This window comes from Streptomyces sp. T12 (genome assembly GCF_028736035.1).
Classification (GTDB): domain Bacteria; phylum Actinomycetota; class Actinomycetes; order Streptomycetales; family Streptomycetaceae; genus Streptomyces.
In genome coordinates this window covers 7,374,465-7,389,562 of record NZ_CP117866.1, presented here as the reverse complement: position 1 = coordinate 7,389,562, position 15,098 = coordinate 7,374,465, and the positions used below count along the sequence as shown (strand labels likewise).

The window sequence follows — 15,098 nt, the reverse complement described above, 5'->3', positions numbered from 1 at the left end:
CAAACCGATAGGATCGTCCCATGCGCCGTTCGAAAATCGTTTGTACTCTCGGCCCCGCGGTCGACTCCCATGAACAGCTCGTCGCGCTGATCGAGGCGGGCATGAATGTGGCCCGCTTCAACTTCAGCCACGGCACGCACGAAGACCACCAGGGGCGGTACGAGCGCCTGCGGGCCGCCGCCCGGGAGACCGGGCGGGCCATCGGTGTGCTCGCCGACCTCCAGGGTCCGAAGATCCGTCTGGAGACCTTCGCCGAGGGCCCGGTGGAGCTGGAGCGCGGTGACGAGTTCGTCATCACGACCGAGGACGTCCCGGGCGACAAGCAGATCTGCGGGACCACCTACAAGGGCCTGCCGGGCGATGTCGCCAAGGGCGACCAGGTCCTCATCAACGACGGCAACGTCGAGCTGAAGGTCACCGAGGTCGACGGCCCCCGGGTGAAGACGATCGTCATCGAGGGCGGCGTCGTCTCCGACCACAAGGGCATCAACCTGCCCGGCGCGGCGGTGAACGTGCCGGCGCTGTCCGAGAAGGACATCGAGGACCTGCGGTTCGCGCTGCGTATGGGCTGCGACCTGGTCGCCCTGTCCTTCGTCCGGGACGCCAACGACGTGCAGGACGTGCACAAGGTCATGGACGAGGTCGGCCGCCGCGTCCCGGTCATCGCCAAGGTGGAGAAGCCGCAGGCGGTCGCCAACATGGAGGACGTCGTGATGGCGTTCGACGGCGTGATGGTCGCGCGTGGCGACCTGGCCGTCGAGTACCCGCTCGAGAAGGTCCCGATGGTGCAGAAGCGGCTCATCGAGCTGTGCCGCCGCAACGCCAAGCCGGTGATCGTGGCGACCCAGATGATGGAGTCGATGATCACCAACTCCCGTCCGACCCGCGCCGAGGCCTCCGACGTGGCCAACGCGATCCTGGACGGCGCCGACGCCGTCATGCTGTCCGCCGAGTCGAGCGTGGGCGCGTACCCGATCGAGACCGTCAAGACGATGTCGAAGATCGTCACCGCGGCCGAGCAGGAGCTGCTCTCCAAGGGCCTGCAGCCGCTCGTGCCGGGCAAGAAGCCCCGTACGCAGGGCGGTTCGGTCGCCCGCGCGGCCTGCGAGATCGCCGACTTCCTCGGCGGCAAGGGCCTGGTCGCCTTCACCCAGTCCGGCGACACCGCCCGCCGCCTGTGCCGCTACCGCGCCGCCCAGCAGATCATCGCGTTCACCACGGACGAGTCGACCCGCAACCAGATGACGCTCAGCTGGGGCGTCGAGCCGCACGTCGTGCCGTTCGTCAACAGCACCGACGAGATGGTCGACCTGGTGGACCAGGAGATCGTCAAGCTCGGTCTGTTCAACGAGGGCGACATCGTGGTCATCACCGCCGGTTCCCCGCCCGGCGTTCCCGGTACCACCAACATGGTCCGCGTCCACCACCTCGGTGGCGGCGCGCGGGACTGATCCCACAAGGGCCCTCAAGGCCCCCGTACGGCGCTGAGGGCGCCCCCTGTGATCCAGGGGGCGCCCTCAGCGTTTTCGCGGCTCCCGAACGGGCTTGTGGGGGGCGTCCGTCGAGACGCCCGGTTCAGTCGGCTCAGTCGGTGATGTAGGAGTGCAGCCCGGGCACGTGCAGCGTGCCGCCGAACTGGCCGGCCTGGACGACCTTCACCTTGGTGAAGTAGATCAGCGGGATGTTCAGCGGCGGCGGGTGCTCCGGGTCGAACGTCACCGGGATCAGGCCCAGCAGGTTGCCGGAGATGCTCTCCGTGTACATCACGACCTTGCCGTTGCGGAACGTGGACGTCGAGCCCCCGGCCGCCTGCACGTGGTAGGTCTTGCCGGACTGCTTGTCCTTCACCGTCTGGTGCAGGTCGCCGATGTCGACACCGTCGGAGACGACGTACTTCAGCACCTTCTTGGTGGCGCCGTTGGCCGTCTTCACCTTGACGATGCCCTGGTAGTCGGCGCCCTTGAGCAGCAGCGAGCTGGCGTCCAGGAACCAGGGGTCGTCGGGCAGCGGCACGGTGTTGTCGACGCCGCCCTCCTCGTCCGTGGCGGCCGGGCAGTCCTCCGGGTCCGTGCCGGCGCTCGCGGAGGGGCTGGGCGAGGCGGTGGCCTCGCCGGCCGCCTCGGTGGCGCCCTGCGCCGCCTCGGACACCTTGTCGGTGGCGCCGTCGACGGTGTCCTTCACCGTGTCGGTGACCTTCTCGGCGGTCTCCTTGACGGGGTCGGAGGCCTCGGAGGTGTCCTTGCCGGCGGTGTCCGAGGAGTCAGAGGTGTCCGAGGACCCGGAAGCCGCCTCCTCGCTCGCGCTCGCGGAGGGCGTCGGCGTCGGGCTGGCGCTCTCCTCGGCGGCGGAGCCACCCGTGAAGACGCCGGTGATCGCGTCACCGATCTCCTCCAGCAGGTTGCCGCCGCTCTCGGAGGCAGAGGGGCTCGGCGTGGCGGTGTCGCCGGACTGGGCCTCGCTCGTCCTGCTCGCGGAGGGCGTCGGAGTGGGCTCGGCCCCCTCGTCGGAACCTGAATCCGACGAAGAGGAGTCGCCCGCGGAGCCCGAAGATCCCGTAGAGCCCGAATCGTCGGTGGAGCCGGAGGAGTCCGAGGAGTCCTCGCCGGCGGAGGCCGACGCCGACGGGGTCGGCTCCGCCGCCTCGTCGCTGTCCGTGGAGTCATCAGCGCCCGGGGACGCGGAGGCATCGTCCTCCAGGGCCGCCACGCACTCCTTGTACTCGTCCGCCGTCAGGCTGTTGGACGTCGGCTTCGTCGAGTTGTTGCTGTCGGCCTGCGCGAGGGTGGGCGTGAACCCCATCCCCATCAGGACCGCCGTGGGCATCGCCGCCAGGGCTATCGCCTTGCCTGCCGGCATGTGGAACCTGGTGAACAGCGGCTTCTTGGGCGCCGCGTGACGCGGCCCGGTTCTCACACGGGACTTGTCCACCTCAGTCCCGTGGGTCACCTCGTCAGCCGGCACTGTGCCTCCCGTTCGCCCCGTTCGCCGGGCTCGTTCCTGACAGATCGTTCGACTTGCCCAACTCGGCCGTGTCCTGGACGGGCTTGAGCACCGTGGTGTCCGGGTCCAGGCCTTCAGGAGCGCCACCCGCTCCCGTCGTGTCCCGCTGCGCCTGCTCCGACTCGGGCGGCGCGCCCGGGGCCCACGAGACGGCCATCGCCCCGCCGATGAGGGCGAAGAAGAAGCCGATGAGGAAGCCACCGAGGTTGGACAGCGGGATGGAGACGAGCGCCAGCAGGATCGCCGCGACGCCCGCGAAGGTGCGGACGTGCTTCTGGAACCAGAGAGTGAAGCCCAGGACGACGAGCAGCACACCGATGATCAGGGAGCTGGAGCCCCCCGCGGTCTGCATGGCCAGCGTCAGGTGACCGATCTGGAGGTTCGCGTACGGGAAGTAGGCGATGGGGAGTCCGCCGAGCATGACGAACAGACCGGCCCAGAACGGCCGCGTACCCCGCCAGGCGCGGAACTGCGTCCTCCTGTGGGTGAACTGGCCGGATACGGCAGGAGTCTCGGCGCTCATGGAAAACAGCTCCCTGCTACGGCTTTGCTGTGATGGTGGTGCGGTGGTGGTGAGTTGTAGTGCGTGTGACCGCTTGTGAAGAAAGCGGGTGGAGAGTGGACGGGCGGGGGCGCCATCGGCTCCCCCGCCCGTCACAGAGTGCTTAGTAGCACTCCTTGACACCCGTCGACAGCGACATCTTCAGACCGCTGAGCTTGAAGGTTCCGGCGGTGGTCGCCCACGCCGTCTGCTTCACGCCGACCAGCGTGGCCTTGTCGGCCTGCTGGGCGAACCCGAAGGGGTTGGCCTGCTCGCCGCCACCCTTCATGCCCGGACCCTTGCTGGCGTCCTTGGCGGCCACACCGATGTCGATGTTCTCGAACGTCGCGTCGGCCTCGAGGTCGGCCACGTCGATGTACAGGTTCTTGGCCTCGACCGGCTTGTTCGGGTCCTCGCCCGCCCGAAGGATCAGGCTGACACTCCCGAGGATCGGGATGTCGGGGGTGACCACGGACTGGCACAGGCTGTTGATCGTCGCGGTCTTGAACCCCGAGACGGCGACGGGGTGAACCGTCTTCTTGCCGGAGAGCGTGTAGCCCTCGTCAAGAGCGCCGTACTGCGAGAAACCGTTACCGACGAGCTTGTCGGTGGTGACCTTGAACGACTGCCCCGAAACACTGAACGACGCGGCGAGAGCGCCCTGCGCGAGGGCGACACCTATCGCAGCCGTAGCGGCGACGCTGGGCACCATGACCACAGCGAACCGCTTCCATCTGGTCCCGCCACGCACCTGGGACTCCATATTTCCTCCTTCTCGGACGTACATCTCCTGGTCCTGGCTGCCACCGTCGACTTGACGGCTCAGCCGGGCAGGGATGGGAGAAGTGCTACGTCCTCGGGAAGGAGAGCGCCTGCGCTCGGTGGCGCGAACCGCGCCCGAATCACCGGCGATCACCCCCGAGCGACAACCACTGGTCGCGCCTGACACGCATCACGCACAACCTTGCTGGACAGGCTTCGCCGAGTGGGCGAAGACCCCCCTGTCCAAGAGCCGGCGCCACTGCCGCCGACTCTGCTCGGTGGGGACCCAGGAACTCCCGCGACCCAACCGGCTGTCGGGGTACGGGAATGGACCGAGCGTGGCCGATCGTGGTGCATTCTCGCCGCCCGCACAAGGGGCTTCGTTACTCAGTAGTAACGGCCGGATAACCGAACAACGACCCGCCGGTCTCGGTCAGCGACGCAGGGTGGCCTCAAGCGGCCGGACAAGTCCAGTAATCACCGGACAGAATCCGACAGAACGACGCCTGCGACTTACCCGCAGTAACTGCGGCCGCGATTACCAAGATTTGGTAAAGCGCGGCCGCTTTGATGCTCTGTCGGCAGATCTTTCACTCAGGCAACACGGGCCTGCGCGTTTAGTGACTGGTCAGAACGGGGCCGCCGCCCCGCCCCAAGCCCCGGTCAGAACAGCGCGCGGGCCAACGCCCTGCGTGCCGCCGCCACGCGCGGATCGTCCGCGCCCACGACCTCGAACAGCTCCAGCAGGCGAAGCCGTACGGCCTCCCGGTCGTCACCCACCGTGCGCTGCACGGTCTCGATGAGCCGCCCGAAGGCGTCCTCGACGTGCCCGCCCACCAGATCCAGGTCGGCGGCGGCGATCTGCGCGGCCACGTCGGCGGGCTTGTCGGCGGCGTCCTTGCGCACCTGCTGCGGGTCGGCACCCTGCACGCGCTGCAACAACTCGGCCTGGGCGAGCCCGAGTCTGGCCTCCATGTTGGCCGGGTCCTCGCTCAGCACGTTCTTGTACGCCTGGACGGCACCGGCCAAGTCACCCGCGTCCAGGGCCTGCACGGCGGCTTCGAGCAACGCGTCGTACGGGCCGGCCGGCGCGGCGGGAGCGCTCTGAGCGCCACCGGGCTCGGCGTCGGGGTCGACGGTGATGCCGGTGAGGCCGAACCGCTGCTCGGCGACGGTGACGAGCTGGTCGAGCGTCTGACGGATCTGCGCCTCGCCGGCCGCCCCCTGGAAGAGCGGCAGCGCCTGACCCGCGACGACGGCGAAGACGGCGGGGATCCCCTGCACGCCGAACTGCTGCATCAGCATCTGGTTGGCGTCGACGTCGATCTTGGCGAGGAGGAACCGGCCGTTGTACTCGACGGCGAGCCGCTCCAGCACCGGGCTCAGCTGCTTGCAGGGCTCGCACCACTCGGCCCAGAAGTCGATGACGACGGGCACTTCGGTGGACCGCTGGAGGACCTCCCGCTCGAACCCCGCCTCATCCACATCGATGACGAGGTCCGCGGGCGACACGGCCCCTCCCCCGCCCTGCCGGGCGGCCTCGGCACGCACCTGCTCCGCCTTCGCCTTGGCCTCCTGGGCCGCCTTCACCGCGGCGAGGTCGACGACTCCGCTCATGGACATGTTCCGTGGCTGCATGCGTCTATCCTCCCCCGTTCCCCGCGCACACGTGAAAAGCACTGTGAAAGCCGGTCAGGCCTGATGCTGTTTCGGCGCCGGGTCCCCACCCCACGCCGTGCGTGCAGTCGCTCGCGTACGTCCGTCGCGAGCTTTCGCTACGAGTCGTAGCGTAATGGCATCGAGTGCCGCCGGGGCACCACCCCCGGGTGATCTCCCTCACGACCTCACAGAATCCCCCGATATCTCGGGGATATGGTCGTGGGATGCAGAGCCGCACCTCCGCCGCCCGCCCCGGCCGGCCGCGCAGCGCCGCCGCGGCCACAGCGATCCTGGCCGCGACGCGCGAGGCGCTGGTCGAGGTGGGCTGGTCCAAGCTCACCCTGGGAGACGTGGCCACACGCGCCGGGGTTGCGAAGACGACCCTCTATCGCCGCTGGTCCGGCAAGAACGAGCTGGTGGTGGACGCGGTCGCGGAGCTCTTCGACGAACTGGAGCTCCCCGACCGCGGCACTCTCGCCGCCGACATCGAGGGCGTGGTCCTGCAGTTCGCGGCGATCCTGGCCCGCCCCGAGGCCAAGAGCGGGCTGATGGCGGTGGTGGCGGAGTCGACGCGGGACGACGCCCTGCGCGAGCGCATCCGCGGCTCCATCGTCGAGCGCCAGAAGCGCCTGGTCCTCCAGGGCCGCTCCCGGGCCCGGAAACGCGGCGAGCTTCCCCCGGAGACGGATCCGGAGGAAGCCGCACGCACAGCGGACCTGATCTTCGACGTGGTGGCGGGCGCGGTGGTGCACCGCACCCTGGTGAGCGCGGAGCCGGCGGACGAGGAGTGGGTGCGCAGCTTCACACGCCTCCTGCTCCTGGGCCTCACCGGCGAGGCGTAGCCCAGAGCGCTCAGAAACCCGCCGGCTCGGTGTACACCCCCCACTCCTCGCGCAGCACCCCGCAGATCTCGCCCAGGGTCGCCTCGGCCCGTACGGCGTCCAGCATCGGCTCGATCATGTTGCCGCCGTTCCTCGCGGCGGCGAGCATCGCGTCGAGCGCGGCCCGTACGGCACCGTCGTCCCGCGCGTCCTTGCGGGAGTCCAGCGCCCGCACCTGCTCGCGCTCCACCTCATGGCTCACCCGCAGGATCTCCAGGTCGCCGGTGACGGAGCCGGTGTGGGCGTTGACCCCGACGACCCTCTTGTCGCCCTTCTCCAGCGACTGCTGGTAGCGGAAGGCCGACTCCGCGATCTCCCCGGTGAACCAGCCGTCCTCGATCCCGCGCAGAATCCCGGACGTGATCGGTCCGATGGGGTGCCGCCCGTCGGGGTGCGCCCGCAGCCCCCGCTCCTTTATCTGCTCGAAGATCTTCTCGGCGTCGGCCTCGATCCGGTCGGTCAGCTGCTCGACGTACCAGGAACCGCCCAGCGGGTCGGCCACGTTGGCGACCCCGGTCTCCTCCATGAGGACCTGCTGGGTGCGCAGGGCGATCTCGGCGGCCTGCTCGGAGGGCAGCGCGAGGGTCTCGTCGAGGGCGTTGGTGTGCAGCGAGTTGGTCCCGCCGAGCACGGCCGCGAGCGCCTCCACGGCCGTACGCACGACGTTGTTGTACGGCTGCTGCGCGGTCAGCGAGACACCCGCGGTCTGCGTGTGGAAGCGCAGCCACTGCGCCTTGTCGCTCTGCGCCCCGTACACGTCCCGCATCCAGCGCGCCCAGATCCTGCGGGCGGCGCGGAACTTGGCGATCTCCTCGAAGAAATCGACGTGCGCGTCGAAGAAGAAGGACAGGCCGGGAGCGAAGACGTCGACGTCCAGCCCACGCGACAGGCCCAGTTCGACGTACCCGAACCCGTCCGCCAGCGTGTACGCCAGCTCCTGCGCCGCCGTCGATCCGGCCTCGCGGATGTGGTAGCCGGAGACGGACAGCGGCTTGTAGGCGGGGATGCCGGCCGCGCAGTACTCCATGAGGTCGCCGATGAGACGCAGGTGCGGCTCGGGCTGGAAGAGCCACTCCTTCTGGGCGATGTACTCCTTGAAGATGTCGGTCTGGAGGGTGCCGTTGAGCACGCCCGGGTCGACGCCCTGGCGCTCCGCCGCCACCAGGTACATGCAGAAGACCGGCACGGCCGGACCGCTGATGGTCATGGACGTCGTCACGTCGCCCAGCGGGATGTCCTTGAACAGGACCTCCATGTCGGCGGCCGAGTCGATGGCGACACCGCAGTGGCCGACCTCGCCCAGCGAGCGCGGGTCGTCGGAGTCGCGCCCCATGAGTGTCGGCATGTCGAAGGCGACCGAGAGACCGCCTCCGCCGTTGCGGAGGATCATCTTGTAGCGCTCGTTGGTCTGCTCGGCGTTTCCGAACCCGGCGAACTGCCGGATGGTCCACGTCCGCCCTCGGTAGCCGGTCGGATACAGCCCGCGTGTGTAGGGGTACTCCCCGGGCCACCCGATCCGCTCGAAGCCCTCGTACCTGTCCCCGGGTCGGGGTCCGTACACCGGCTCCACGGGGTCGCCGGAGAGCGTGGTGAAGTCCGCAGTGCGCTTGCGTGCGGAGTCGTAGCGGGCCTGCCAGCGACGGCGGCCCTCCTCGATGGCGTCAGCGTCCATACCTTCGAATTTACTAGGACGTCCTAGTAAATGTCGATGGGAGAACCGCCGTACGCGTCGGTACGGCGGTTTCGTCAGGCCTTGGCGACAGCCGGGACCGGCTCGCTGACCAGGGGTTCGACCTGGCGGGTGACCTTGCGCTCGACGAAGAAGGCGGCGAAGGGAATCGTCCCGGAGAGCAGCACCCACAGCAGCTTGCCGAACGACCACTTGGCCTTGGAGCCGAGGTCGAAGGCGAACACCAGATAGATGATGTAGAGGAAGCCGTGGACCTGGGAGACGGCGAAGGTGACGTCCTCGCCCATGTCGAAGCCGTACTTGAACACCATGCAGGTGCACAGCACGAGCAGCATGACGGCGGTGACGTAAGCCATCACCCGGTAGCGGGTCAGGACGCTCTTCTTCATGCGTACGAGCGTAACCACCCGTTCCGGGAGATCTTGCCCGGGGCCCGCTCAGCCCTCGTCGAAGTCGTGCGCCGCCACCCGCAGCGGGCGCAGCATCGCGAAGATCTCCGCGCACTCCTCGGCGTCGTACACCCCGAGTCCGAAGTCCATGGCCATCAGGTCGCGGGTGGCCGCCTCGACGACCTCGCGGCCCTTGTCGGTGATGGAGGCGAGCGTGCCGCGCCCGTCGTTGGGGTTGGGCCGCTTGTCGACCAGGCCCGACTTGACCAGCCGGTCGACGGTGTTCGTCACGGACGTGGGATGCACCATCAGCCGCTCGCCGATCTTGGACATCGGCAGCTCGCCGGCCTTGGAGAAGTTGAGCAGCACCAGCGCCTCGTACCGTGCGAACGTCAGTCCGTACGGCTTGACCACCGCGTCGACCTCGCCGAGCAGGATCTGCTGCGCGCGCATGATCGAGGTGATGGCGGCCATGGACGGCACGTTGCCCCAGCGCTGCTTCCATAGTTCGTCGGCGCGGGCGATGGGATCGAAGGGAAGACTGAGCGGCTTCGGCACGGGACCGACCTTACCGGCCGGTCACATGCTGGTCAGCCCCGTCTCGCCTTTCGGTCCGGCGCTCAGCCGGCCACCGTCTCCTTCACCTGGAAGAGCGCCGTCCACCGATCCTCGTGCAGACAGGCGTTCATCGGCTCGACCAAGGTCCTGTGCTCGGGGCCGGTGCGCCACCGCTGGATGGCTTCGAGGCTGTCCCACTCGCTGGTGAGCAGCCATTGAGCGGGATCGTCCAGGGAACGGCAGAGCTGTTCACCGAGATGTCCGGGGAATCGCGCGGCCCTGGCGAGTACGTCCTTGTAGGACCTCACGAAGTCCGCTTCCATCCCCGCACGCACCCGCAGCAGGCGGATGACACGCACCCGCTCCGGGGCCGAGGAGCCGCCCGTCATGAGGGGTCGAGGAGGACCGGGAGTTCCGCGAGCCCGCGGAACGCGGGGAACGGCACGGTCAGCCAGCGCGCGTCCTCCGGCGCCCCGGCCAGGGTCATGTCCGGGAATCGCGCGAAGAGCGAGGTGAGGCCGATCTGCATCTCCAGCCGCGCCAGCGGTGCGCCGATGCAGTAGTGCGGGCCGTACCCGAACGCGAGATGCGTCGCCTGGACGTTCGGCCGCCGGACGTCCATCTCGTTGGGCTCGGCGAACATCTCCGGGTCCCGGTTGGCCCCGGTGATCGAGATCTGGACGAGCGCGCCCTTGGGGATGAGCATGTCCCGGATGACGATGTCTTCCTTCGCGTGGCGGAAGGTCGAGTTCTCCACGGAGGTCTCGAACCGGAAGATCTCCTCGATGGCCGCGTTCATGGCGTTCGCGTCCCGGAGCGCCAGTTCCTTCTGATCCGGCCGGCTGAGCAAGTGGTAGACGGCGTTGCCGATTTGGTACGCCGTCGACTTGTGGCCCGCGAAGAGGAGCACCCACGCCGTCGAGACGAGTTCGTGGTCGGTGAGCGCGCCCTCCTGGTCCTGGGCCGTGACGAGGGCGCTGAGCAGACCTCCGTCCGGCTCGTTCCGCTTCCGTGCGCACAACTCCACGAGATAGTCGCGCAGGTTCCCCTCGGCGATTTCCAGCGCTTTTCTCGCCTCCGGTCCGAAACCGGTCTGCGCGACGGTGGCGGACCATTCCTGAGCCTGTTTGCGTTCGTCTTCCGGAACGCCCAGAAGTTCACAGATGACGTGCAGCGGAAGCGGGAAACAGAACTCCGGGAGCAGGTTCACCGAGCCCGATGTCGGGCATTGGTCCAGCAGATCATCGGTGATCTCCTGCACGCGCACCCGCAGCGATTCCACCCTCTTCGGTGTGAAAGTGCTGCCGACGATCCTCCTGAGCCTGGTGTGCTTCGGCGGGTCCGAGAAGAGCATGTTGTCGTCCAGCGCGATCGACGAGTCGCCGAAGATGCGGTGGTAGGCGTCGATGGCGCCGTACATGTCCTTGCTCAGCCGCGGGTCGGCCAGGGCGGCACGCGCGTCGTCGTACCGCGTGATGAGGTACGTCTCGACGCCGTGGGGCGGCGACAGCGGGCACACGGGCGCCGACTCCCGGAGCGCCGCGTACACGGGATGCGGGTTGGCCCGGAACTCCCGGCTGCAGGACGAGGCCGCGGCCGCGGCCGCTTCGGACGACAGGGCCTCGGATTCCTCGGATGCGAACGCTTGCGTCATGACTGGATCCCCGGGGTAGGCGTGGATTCCGGCGGTCGGATTCCGTCGGTCAGAGCCACCGTTTCCCGGGCGACAGCACGCCGCAAACGGCACTGCGCCATATGGGTCGGGTCGTCGTATGACGTGTGTGTGGCAGTCCGGCTTGGTAAACATCGTCGACGTGAGCGGACACGAAGCGGAATCTGTACCAGTTCTCATCGTCGGCGGATCCCTGGTGGGTCTTTCCACTTCGGTTTTCCTGGGGCGCCTTGGCATCGAGCACATGCTCGTGGAGCGCCATGCCGCCACATCGACTCATCCGCGTGGCCGCGGCAACAACGTACGCACCATGGAGATTTACCGGACCGCCGGCCTGGAATCCCGCATTCGGGAGGCGGCCCGCGTTCTCGCCGGAAACGACGGCATTCTCCAGGTGGACACCCTCACCGGGGAACAGCGCCGCTGGATCGTCGGGGACATCTCCGGAGGCATGGACATCTCCCGGGTCAGCTCCTCGGACTGGTGCCTGTGCAGTCAGAACGACCTCGAGCCGGTCCTGCTGAGCTACGCCACCGAGCAGGGGGCCGACATCCGCTTCCACTCGGAGGTGCTCTCCTTCACGCAGCACGGCGAGGGAGTGCAGGCCCGGATCAGGCACCGGGAGACCGGTGAGACCTACACGGTGAACGCCGACTTCCTGGTGGCCGCCGACGGCCCGAGAAGCCCCGTCCGCAACCAGTTGGGGATCGGCCAGTCCGGGCCGGGCGAGCTGTTCCACAACGTCAGCGTGACGTTCCGCAGCAGGGCGCTCAGGAAGCACGTCGGAGAGAAACGATTCGTCGTCTGCTACGTCACCGACCCCCAGGGCGAAGGTGCCTTGCTGCCGGTGGACAACGAGGAGCGATGGGTGATCCACGTGCCCTGGTATCCCGACCGGGGCGAGGGCCTGGAGGACTTCACCGACAAGCGGCTGGCGGCCCACATCCGCGCTGCCGTCGGGGTCGCGGACATCGACGTCGAGATCACGGGGAAGGCGCCCTGGCACGCGTCGAAGCGGGTCGCGGACAGGTACGGCGAGGGCCGGGTCTTCCTGGCCGGCGACGCGGTCCACGAGATGCCGCCCACCGGGGCGTTCGGCTCCAACACCGGCATCCAGGACGCCCACAACCTCGCCTGGAAGCTGGCCTCGGTGCTCCGCGGCTGGGCGGGCCCGCCGCTCCTCGACACCTACGAGCTCGAACGACGGCCCGTCGCCCTCGCGACCGGCACCCGGGCGTGCGTCCAGGCAGCCGACGAACAGCACCCGGGATTCAGTCCCGCCGCGGGACGCAACAACGACCCGGCGGACCTGATGACCGTCGCCCTGTGCTACCGCTATGCGTCCCCTGCCGTGGTGGACGCCCCTGCCGAGCGGCCGATCGTCCCCGATGCCTTCCAGCTGGGCGGCGAGCCGGGGAGCCGTGCGCCCCACATGTGGGTGATGACAGGGAACGGCAGGATCTCCACGCTCGACCTGTACGAGCGTTCCTTCGTGCTGCTCGCCGGGTCCGGAGGGCAGAAGTGGCGGACCGCGGTGGAGAAGGCCTCGGTGAACCTGGGCGTCCCGGTCGAGGCGTATCTCGTCGGCACGGGGCCCGACCACGACCTCGCCCCCGACCCGGACGCCGACTGGGCGGAGCTGCACGGCACGGCCGAGGACGGTGCCGTACTCGTACGCCCCGACGGTTTCGTCGCCTGGCGGGCGGACGCGGCGATGCCGGACGCCGATCGCGTGCTGACGAAGGTGCTGCAGTCCGTGCTCTGCCGCGACTGAAGCCCACTGAACGACCCGAACTGAACGACCCGAACTGAACGACCCGAACTGAACGACCCCCACCGAACGACCCACACCTAGGACGTTGTTATGACCCTTGCCGGACGCGTCGACGTCCATCACCACTTCACCGCCCCCGCCTGGCTGGACTGGGCGGAGGAACGAGGCGTGGTCAACCGCGAGAAGCTGCCCTGGTGGACACGCTGGGACCTGGAGACGGCACTGGAGGTCATGGACAAGACGGGCATCGGCACGTCCGTCATGACCGTCGCGATGCTCGGCCGGCTCCGTGAACGCGCGGAGCGCCAGGAGAGCGCACGCGTCGCCCTGCGGGCGGCGGCCGACGTCGTCGAGAGCCACCCCGCGCGCTTCGCCTTCTTCACCCCCGTGTTCCTCGACGACCTGGAACTCTCCTCGTGGAGCCTGGCGTACGGCCTCGACGAGCTCGGAGCCATCGGGGTGAGCACGCGCACGAGCATGGACGGCGTGGTGCTCGGGGACGAGTCGCACGACCGCCTCCTGCAGGAGCTGAACGACCGGTCCGCGGTCATCAGCACGCACCCCATGGACGTACCGGCCGGGAAGGACGGCGCTGCGGGGCTGCCGGGCATGCCGCCCTTCGTGTGCGACTTCCTCATGGACACCACGCGCGCGGCCATCAACCTCATCAGGAACGGCACCCTGGACCGCTATCCGAACCTCAGCTTCATCCTGCCGCACGGAGGAGGCTTCCTCCCCTACATGGCCACCCGGCTCGAACTCTTCGGCGGGCGCATCACCCCCGCCATCGAGCCCGGCCGGGTCCGTGACTACCTGCACCGGTTCTACTTCGACACGGCAGGCCCCATGTCCCCCTCGGCCACGCCCACCCTGCTGACGACGGTCGACCCCGACCGCATCCTCTTCGGCACGGACTGGCCGCCCACCCCCGCGCATGTCATCGCCGACAGCGTGGCGCCCGCTCTGGACAGCGACCCCTTCCTCTCGGCGGAGCAACTGGAGGGCATCAACCGGGAGAACGCCCTGCGGCTGATGCCGGCGCTCGCGCGTCGGTGACCGGCTGCACGCCAAAGCCGCCGCCCGCGCCTGGTTCAGCGCGGGCGGCGGCTGACTTCGTTCAGTCCCGCTGCCAGTGGTAGAAGCGCCGCGCCATCGCGTCCTTCGGACTCCGCCAGGTCTGCGGGTCGTACGGGCTGACGAACGCTTCGAGCCTCCTGCTGATGTCGACGAACTCGGGGTGCCCGGCCACCTTCGCGATGGCGGGACCCGGGTCCTGCTCGGCCTCGATGAAGTGCATGTACACATCGCCGAACTGGAACAGGGCGCGCTGGGTCACGCCGACGAGGTGCGGGAGTTCGCCGCGGTCGGAGGCCGCGAAGACGTCGGCGATGTCCGGTGCCGACTGCGGGGCCATCCTGGCGACGATCAGGGCGTGGTGCATGAGATCTCCTCGATGCGGTCGCGGATGAGGGCCATCTGGATGGGCGAGTTGCGGTTGATGTTGTCCGTCATCCAGGCGTCGTCGACCGGGGCGTCGGGCTTCATGGCGAAGTCCTGCGTCCAGTGCATCCGGGTGCCGTCGGGGGTCTCCTCGTACTCCCACACGATGTTCATGTACTCGAACGGGCCGGTCTCGACCCTGCGGGCACGGACGATGAGCTTCTCGCGGTCGGCGACCCGTTCCGAGACCCAGCTCCACACCTTGCCGTTCTCGTCGGGGTGCATGGTCAGGCGGAAGGTCACCGTGTCGCCCTCGCGGGACAGCACCTCGCAGGACGCGTACTCGCTGAACAGCTGCGGCCATCTGTCCAGGTCGTTCGTCATGTCCCAGACGAGGTCGACGGGTGCGGCGATGGTGATCTCGTTCTCGGTGTGTCCAGGCACGTCAGGCTCCCGTCGTGAGTGCGCCGTTGACGAGGTCGAGGAAGGCGCGGGGGCTCTTGCAGCGCTCCGCGTCGGTGGGGAGTACCCGGCCGTGCCGGTTCTCCAGCTCGCCCACGATGCCGAGGAGGCCGAGCGAGTCCAGCCCGAACTCGGCGAAGGTGGAGTCGGCCCGGCTTTCGAGGTCGTGCGGGTCGACGGTCACGCCGGCGGCCTGCTTCATCAGCGTGGCCAGCTCCCCGACGGTCAGTTGGGTGATTTCGGTGGTCATGCGGGTTCTCCTTGTCGTAC

General features: G+C 68.6%; 16 protein-coding genes. 4 read left to right on the top strand and 12 right to left on the bottom strand.

Annotated elements, in window-relative coordinates:
* Window positions 1-20 precede the first annotated feature (20 nt).
* Window positions 21-1,451, top strand: coding sequence for a pyruvate kinase (pyk, locus tag PBV52_RS33430; protein WP_274243460.1), 1,431 nt, complete (start codon window positions 21-23; stop codon window positions 1,449-1,451).
* A 133-nt stretch (window positions 1,452-1,584) separates the two neighbouring features.
* Here pyk and PBV52_RS33425 read toward each other — a convergent pair whose 3' ends face one another.
* From PBV52_RS33425 to PBV52_RS33410, 4 genes are all read right to left on the bottom strand, one after another.
* Entirely contained in the window at window positions 1,585-2,961 is a 1,377-nt protein-coding gene (locus tag PBV52_RS33425) for a hypothetical protein (protein WP_274243459.1), read from the bottom strand.
* On the bottom strand, window positions 2,951-3,523 hold the full coding sequence (locus PBV52_RS33420) for a DUF6114 domain-containing protein (RefSeq protein ID WP_274243458.1): 573 nt from the start codon (window positions 3,521-3,523) through the stop codon (window positions 2,951-2,953). Before PBV52_RS33420 ends, PBV52_RS33425 begins: the two co-directional genes overlap by 11 nt.
* Window positions 3,524-3,665: 142 nt before the next feature.
* Window positions 3,666-4,304 carry a DUF6230 family protein gene (locus PBV52_RS33415; protein WP_274243457.1) on the bottom strand — a complete coding sequence of 213 codons (639 nt, stop codon included), beginning with the start codon at window positions 4,302-4,304 and terminating at the stop codon, window positions 3,666-3,668.
* A 662-nt stretch (window positions 4,305-4,966) separates the two neighbouring features.
* Window positions 4,967-5,941: a tetratricopeptide repeat protein gene (locus tag PBV52_RS33410; protein ID WP_274243456.1), complete on the bottom strand. Its 975-nt coding sequence runs from the start codon at window positions 5,939-5,941 to the stop codon at window positions 4,967-4,969.
* A gap of 245 nt (window positions 5,942-6,186) precedes the next feature.
* On the opposite strand from PBV52_RS33410, the gene PBV52_RS33405 reads away from it, so the two are divergent.
* Window positions 6,187-6,804, top strand: a complete 618-nt coding sequence (locus PBV52_RS33405) for a TetR/AcrR family transcriptional regulator (protein WP_274243455.1) — start codon at window positions 6,187-6,189, stop codon at window positions 6,802-6,804.
* 10 nt (window positions 6,805-6,814) lie between these two features.
* On the opposite strand, the gene PBV52_RS33400 is transcribed toward PBV52_RS33405, so the two are convergent.
* The 5 genes from PBV52_RS33400 to PBV52_RS33380 all read right to left on the bottom strand — a co-directional run bounded on the left by PBV52_RS33400 (window position 6,815) and on the right by PBV52_RS33380 (window position 11,134).
* A complete protein-coding gene (locus tag PBV52_RS33400; RefSeq protein WP_274243454.1) occupies window positions 6,815-8,515 on the bottom strand; it encodes a methylmalonyl-CoA mutase in 1,701 nt (566 codons plus the stop codon).
* Window positions 8,516-8,589: 74 nt separating this feature from the next.
* Window positions 8,590-8,922, bottom strand: coding sequence for a DUF3817 domain-containing protein (locus PBV52_RS33395; protein ID WP_128434727.1), 333 nt, complete (start codon window positions 8,920-8,922; stop codon window positions 8,590-8,592).
* A 48-nt stretch (window positions 8,923-8,970) separates the two neighbouring features.
* On the bottom strand, window positions 8,971-9,480 hold the full coding sequence (locus PBV52_RS33390; RefSeq protein ID WP_274243453.1) for a MarR family winged helix-turn-helix transcriptional regulator: 510 nt from the start codon (window positions 9,478-9,480) through the stop codon (window positions 8,971-8,973).
* A gap of 62 nt (window positions 9,481-9,542) precedes the next feature.
* The gene (locus tag PBV52_RS33385; RefSeq protein ID WP_274243452.1) at window positions 9,543-9,869 is read right to left on the bottom strand and encodes an antibiotic biosynthesis monooxygenase; all 327 of its coding nucleotides are present in this window, start codon (window positions 9,867-9,869) and stop codon (window positions 9,543-9,545) included.
* A complete protein-coding gene (locus tag PBV52_RS33380) occupies window positions 9,866-11,134 on the bottom strand; it encodes a cytochrome P450 (RefSeq protein ID WP_274243451.1) in 1,269 nt (422 codons plus the stop codon). The genes PBV52_RS33385 and PBV52_RS33380 overlap by 4 nt, the downstream gene beginning before the upstream one ends.
* Window positions 11,135-11,252: 118 nt before the next feature.
* Here PBV52_RS33380 and PBV52_RS33375 point away from each other — a divergent pair, with 118 nt between their 5' ends.
* Together PBV52_RS33375 and PBV52_RS33370 are read left to right on the top strand one after the other, a co-directional pair.
* Window positions 11,253-12,926, top strand: coding sequence for an FAD-dependent monooxygenase (locus tag PBV52_RS33375; protein WP_274243450.1), 1,674 nt, complete (start codon window positions 11,253-11,255; stop codon window positions 12,924-12,926).
* Between the two features lie 90 nt (window positions 12,927-13,016).
* Complete coding sequence (locus PBV52_RS33370; protein WP_274243449.1) at window positions 13,017-13,982, top strand: amidohydrolase family protein; 966 nt, start codon at window positions 13,017-13,019, stop codon at window positions 13,980-13,982.
* Between the two features lie 61 nt (window positions 13,983-14,043).
* Here PBV52_RS33370 and PBV52_RS33365 read toward each other — a convergent pair whose 3' ends face one another.
* From PBV52_RS33365 to PBV52_RS33355, 3 genes are read right to left on the bottom strand one after another with little or no spacing between them, the layout of a single operon-like run.
* Window positions 14,044-14,367, bottom strand: a complete 324-nt coding sequence (locus PBV52_RS33365; protein ID WP_274243448.1) for a TcmI family type II polyketide cyclase — start codon at window positions 14,365-14,367, stop codon at window positions 14,044-14,046.
* Window positions 14,352-14,810: an SRPBCC family protein gene (locus PBV52_RS33360; protein WP_274243447.1), complete on the bottom strand. Its 459-nt coding sequence runs from the start codon at window positions 14,808-14,810 to the stop codon at window positions 14,352-14,354. The genes PBV52_RS33365 and PBV52_RS33360 overlap by 16 nt, the downstream gene beginning before the upstream one ends.
* 1 nt (window position 14,811) lies before the next feature.
* Window positions 14,812-15,078 carry an acyl carrier protein gene (locus tag PBV52_RS33355; protein WP_274243446.1) on the bottom strand — a complete coding sequence of 89 codons (267 nt, stop codon included), beginning with the start codon at window positions 15,076-15,078 and terminating at the stop codon, window positions 14,812-14,814.
* Between the last annotated feature and the right edge of the window lie 20 nt (window positions 15,079-15,098).

Coding starts and splice junctions, on each gene's coding strand:
- pyk (WP_274243460.1), top strand. CDS start 21: ATGCGCCGTTCGAAAATCGTTTGTACTCTCGGCCCCGCGGTCGACTCC.
- PBV52_RS33420 (WP_274243458.1), bottom strand. CDS start 3,523: ATGAGCGCCGAGACTCCTGCCGTATCCGGCCAGTTCACCCACAGGAGG.
- PBV52_RS33415 (WP_274243457.1), bottom strand. CDS start 4,304: ATGGAGTCCCAGGTGCGTGGCGGGACCAGATGGAAGCGGTTCGCTGTG.
- PBV52_RS33410 (WP_274243456.1), bottom strand. CDS start 5,941: ATGCAGCCACGGAACATGTCCATGAGCGGAGTCGTCGACCTCGCCGCG.
- PBV52_RS33405 (WP_274243455.1), top strand. CDS start 6,187: ATGCAGAGCCGCACCTCCGCCGCCCGCCCCGGCCGGCCGCGCAGCGCC.
- PBV52_RS33400 (WP_274243454.1), bottom strand. CDS start 8,515: ATGGACGCTGACGCCATCGAGGAGGGCCGCCGTCGCTGGCAGGCCCGC.
- PBV52_RS33395 (WP_128434727.1), bottom strand. CDS start 8,922: ATGAAGAAGAGCGTCCTGACCCGCTACCGGGTGATGGCTTACGTCACC.
- PBV52_RS33385 (WP_274243452.1), bottom strand. CDS start 9,869: ATGACGGGCGGCTCCTCGGCCCCGGAGCGGGTGCGTGTCATCCGCCTG.
- PBV52_RS33380 (WP_274243451.1), bottom strand. CDS start 11,134: ATGACGCAAGCGTTCGCATCCGAGGAATCCGAGGCCCTGTCGTCCGAA.
- PBV52_RS33375 (WP_274243450.1), top strand. CDS start 11,253: ATGACGTGTGTGTGGCAGTCCGGCTTGGTAAACATCGTCGACGTGAGC.
- PBV52_RS33370 (WP_274243449.1), top strand. CDS start 13,017: ATGACCCTTGCCGGACGCGTCGACGTCCATCACCACTTCACCGCCCCC.
- PBV52_RS33365 (WP_274243448.1), bottom strand. CDS start 14,367: ATGCACCACGCCCTGATCGTCGCCAGGATGGCCCCGCAGTCGGCACCG.
- PBV52_RS33355 (WP_274243446.1), bottom strand. CDS start 15,078: ATGACCACCGAAATCACCCAACTGACCGTCGGGGAGCTGGCCACGCTG.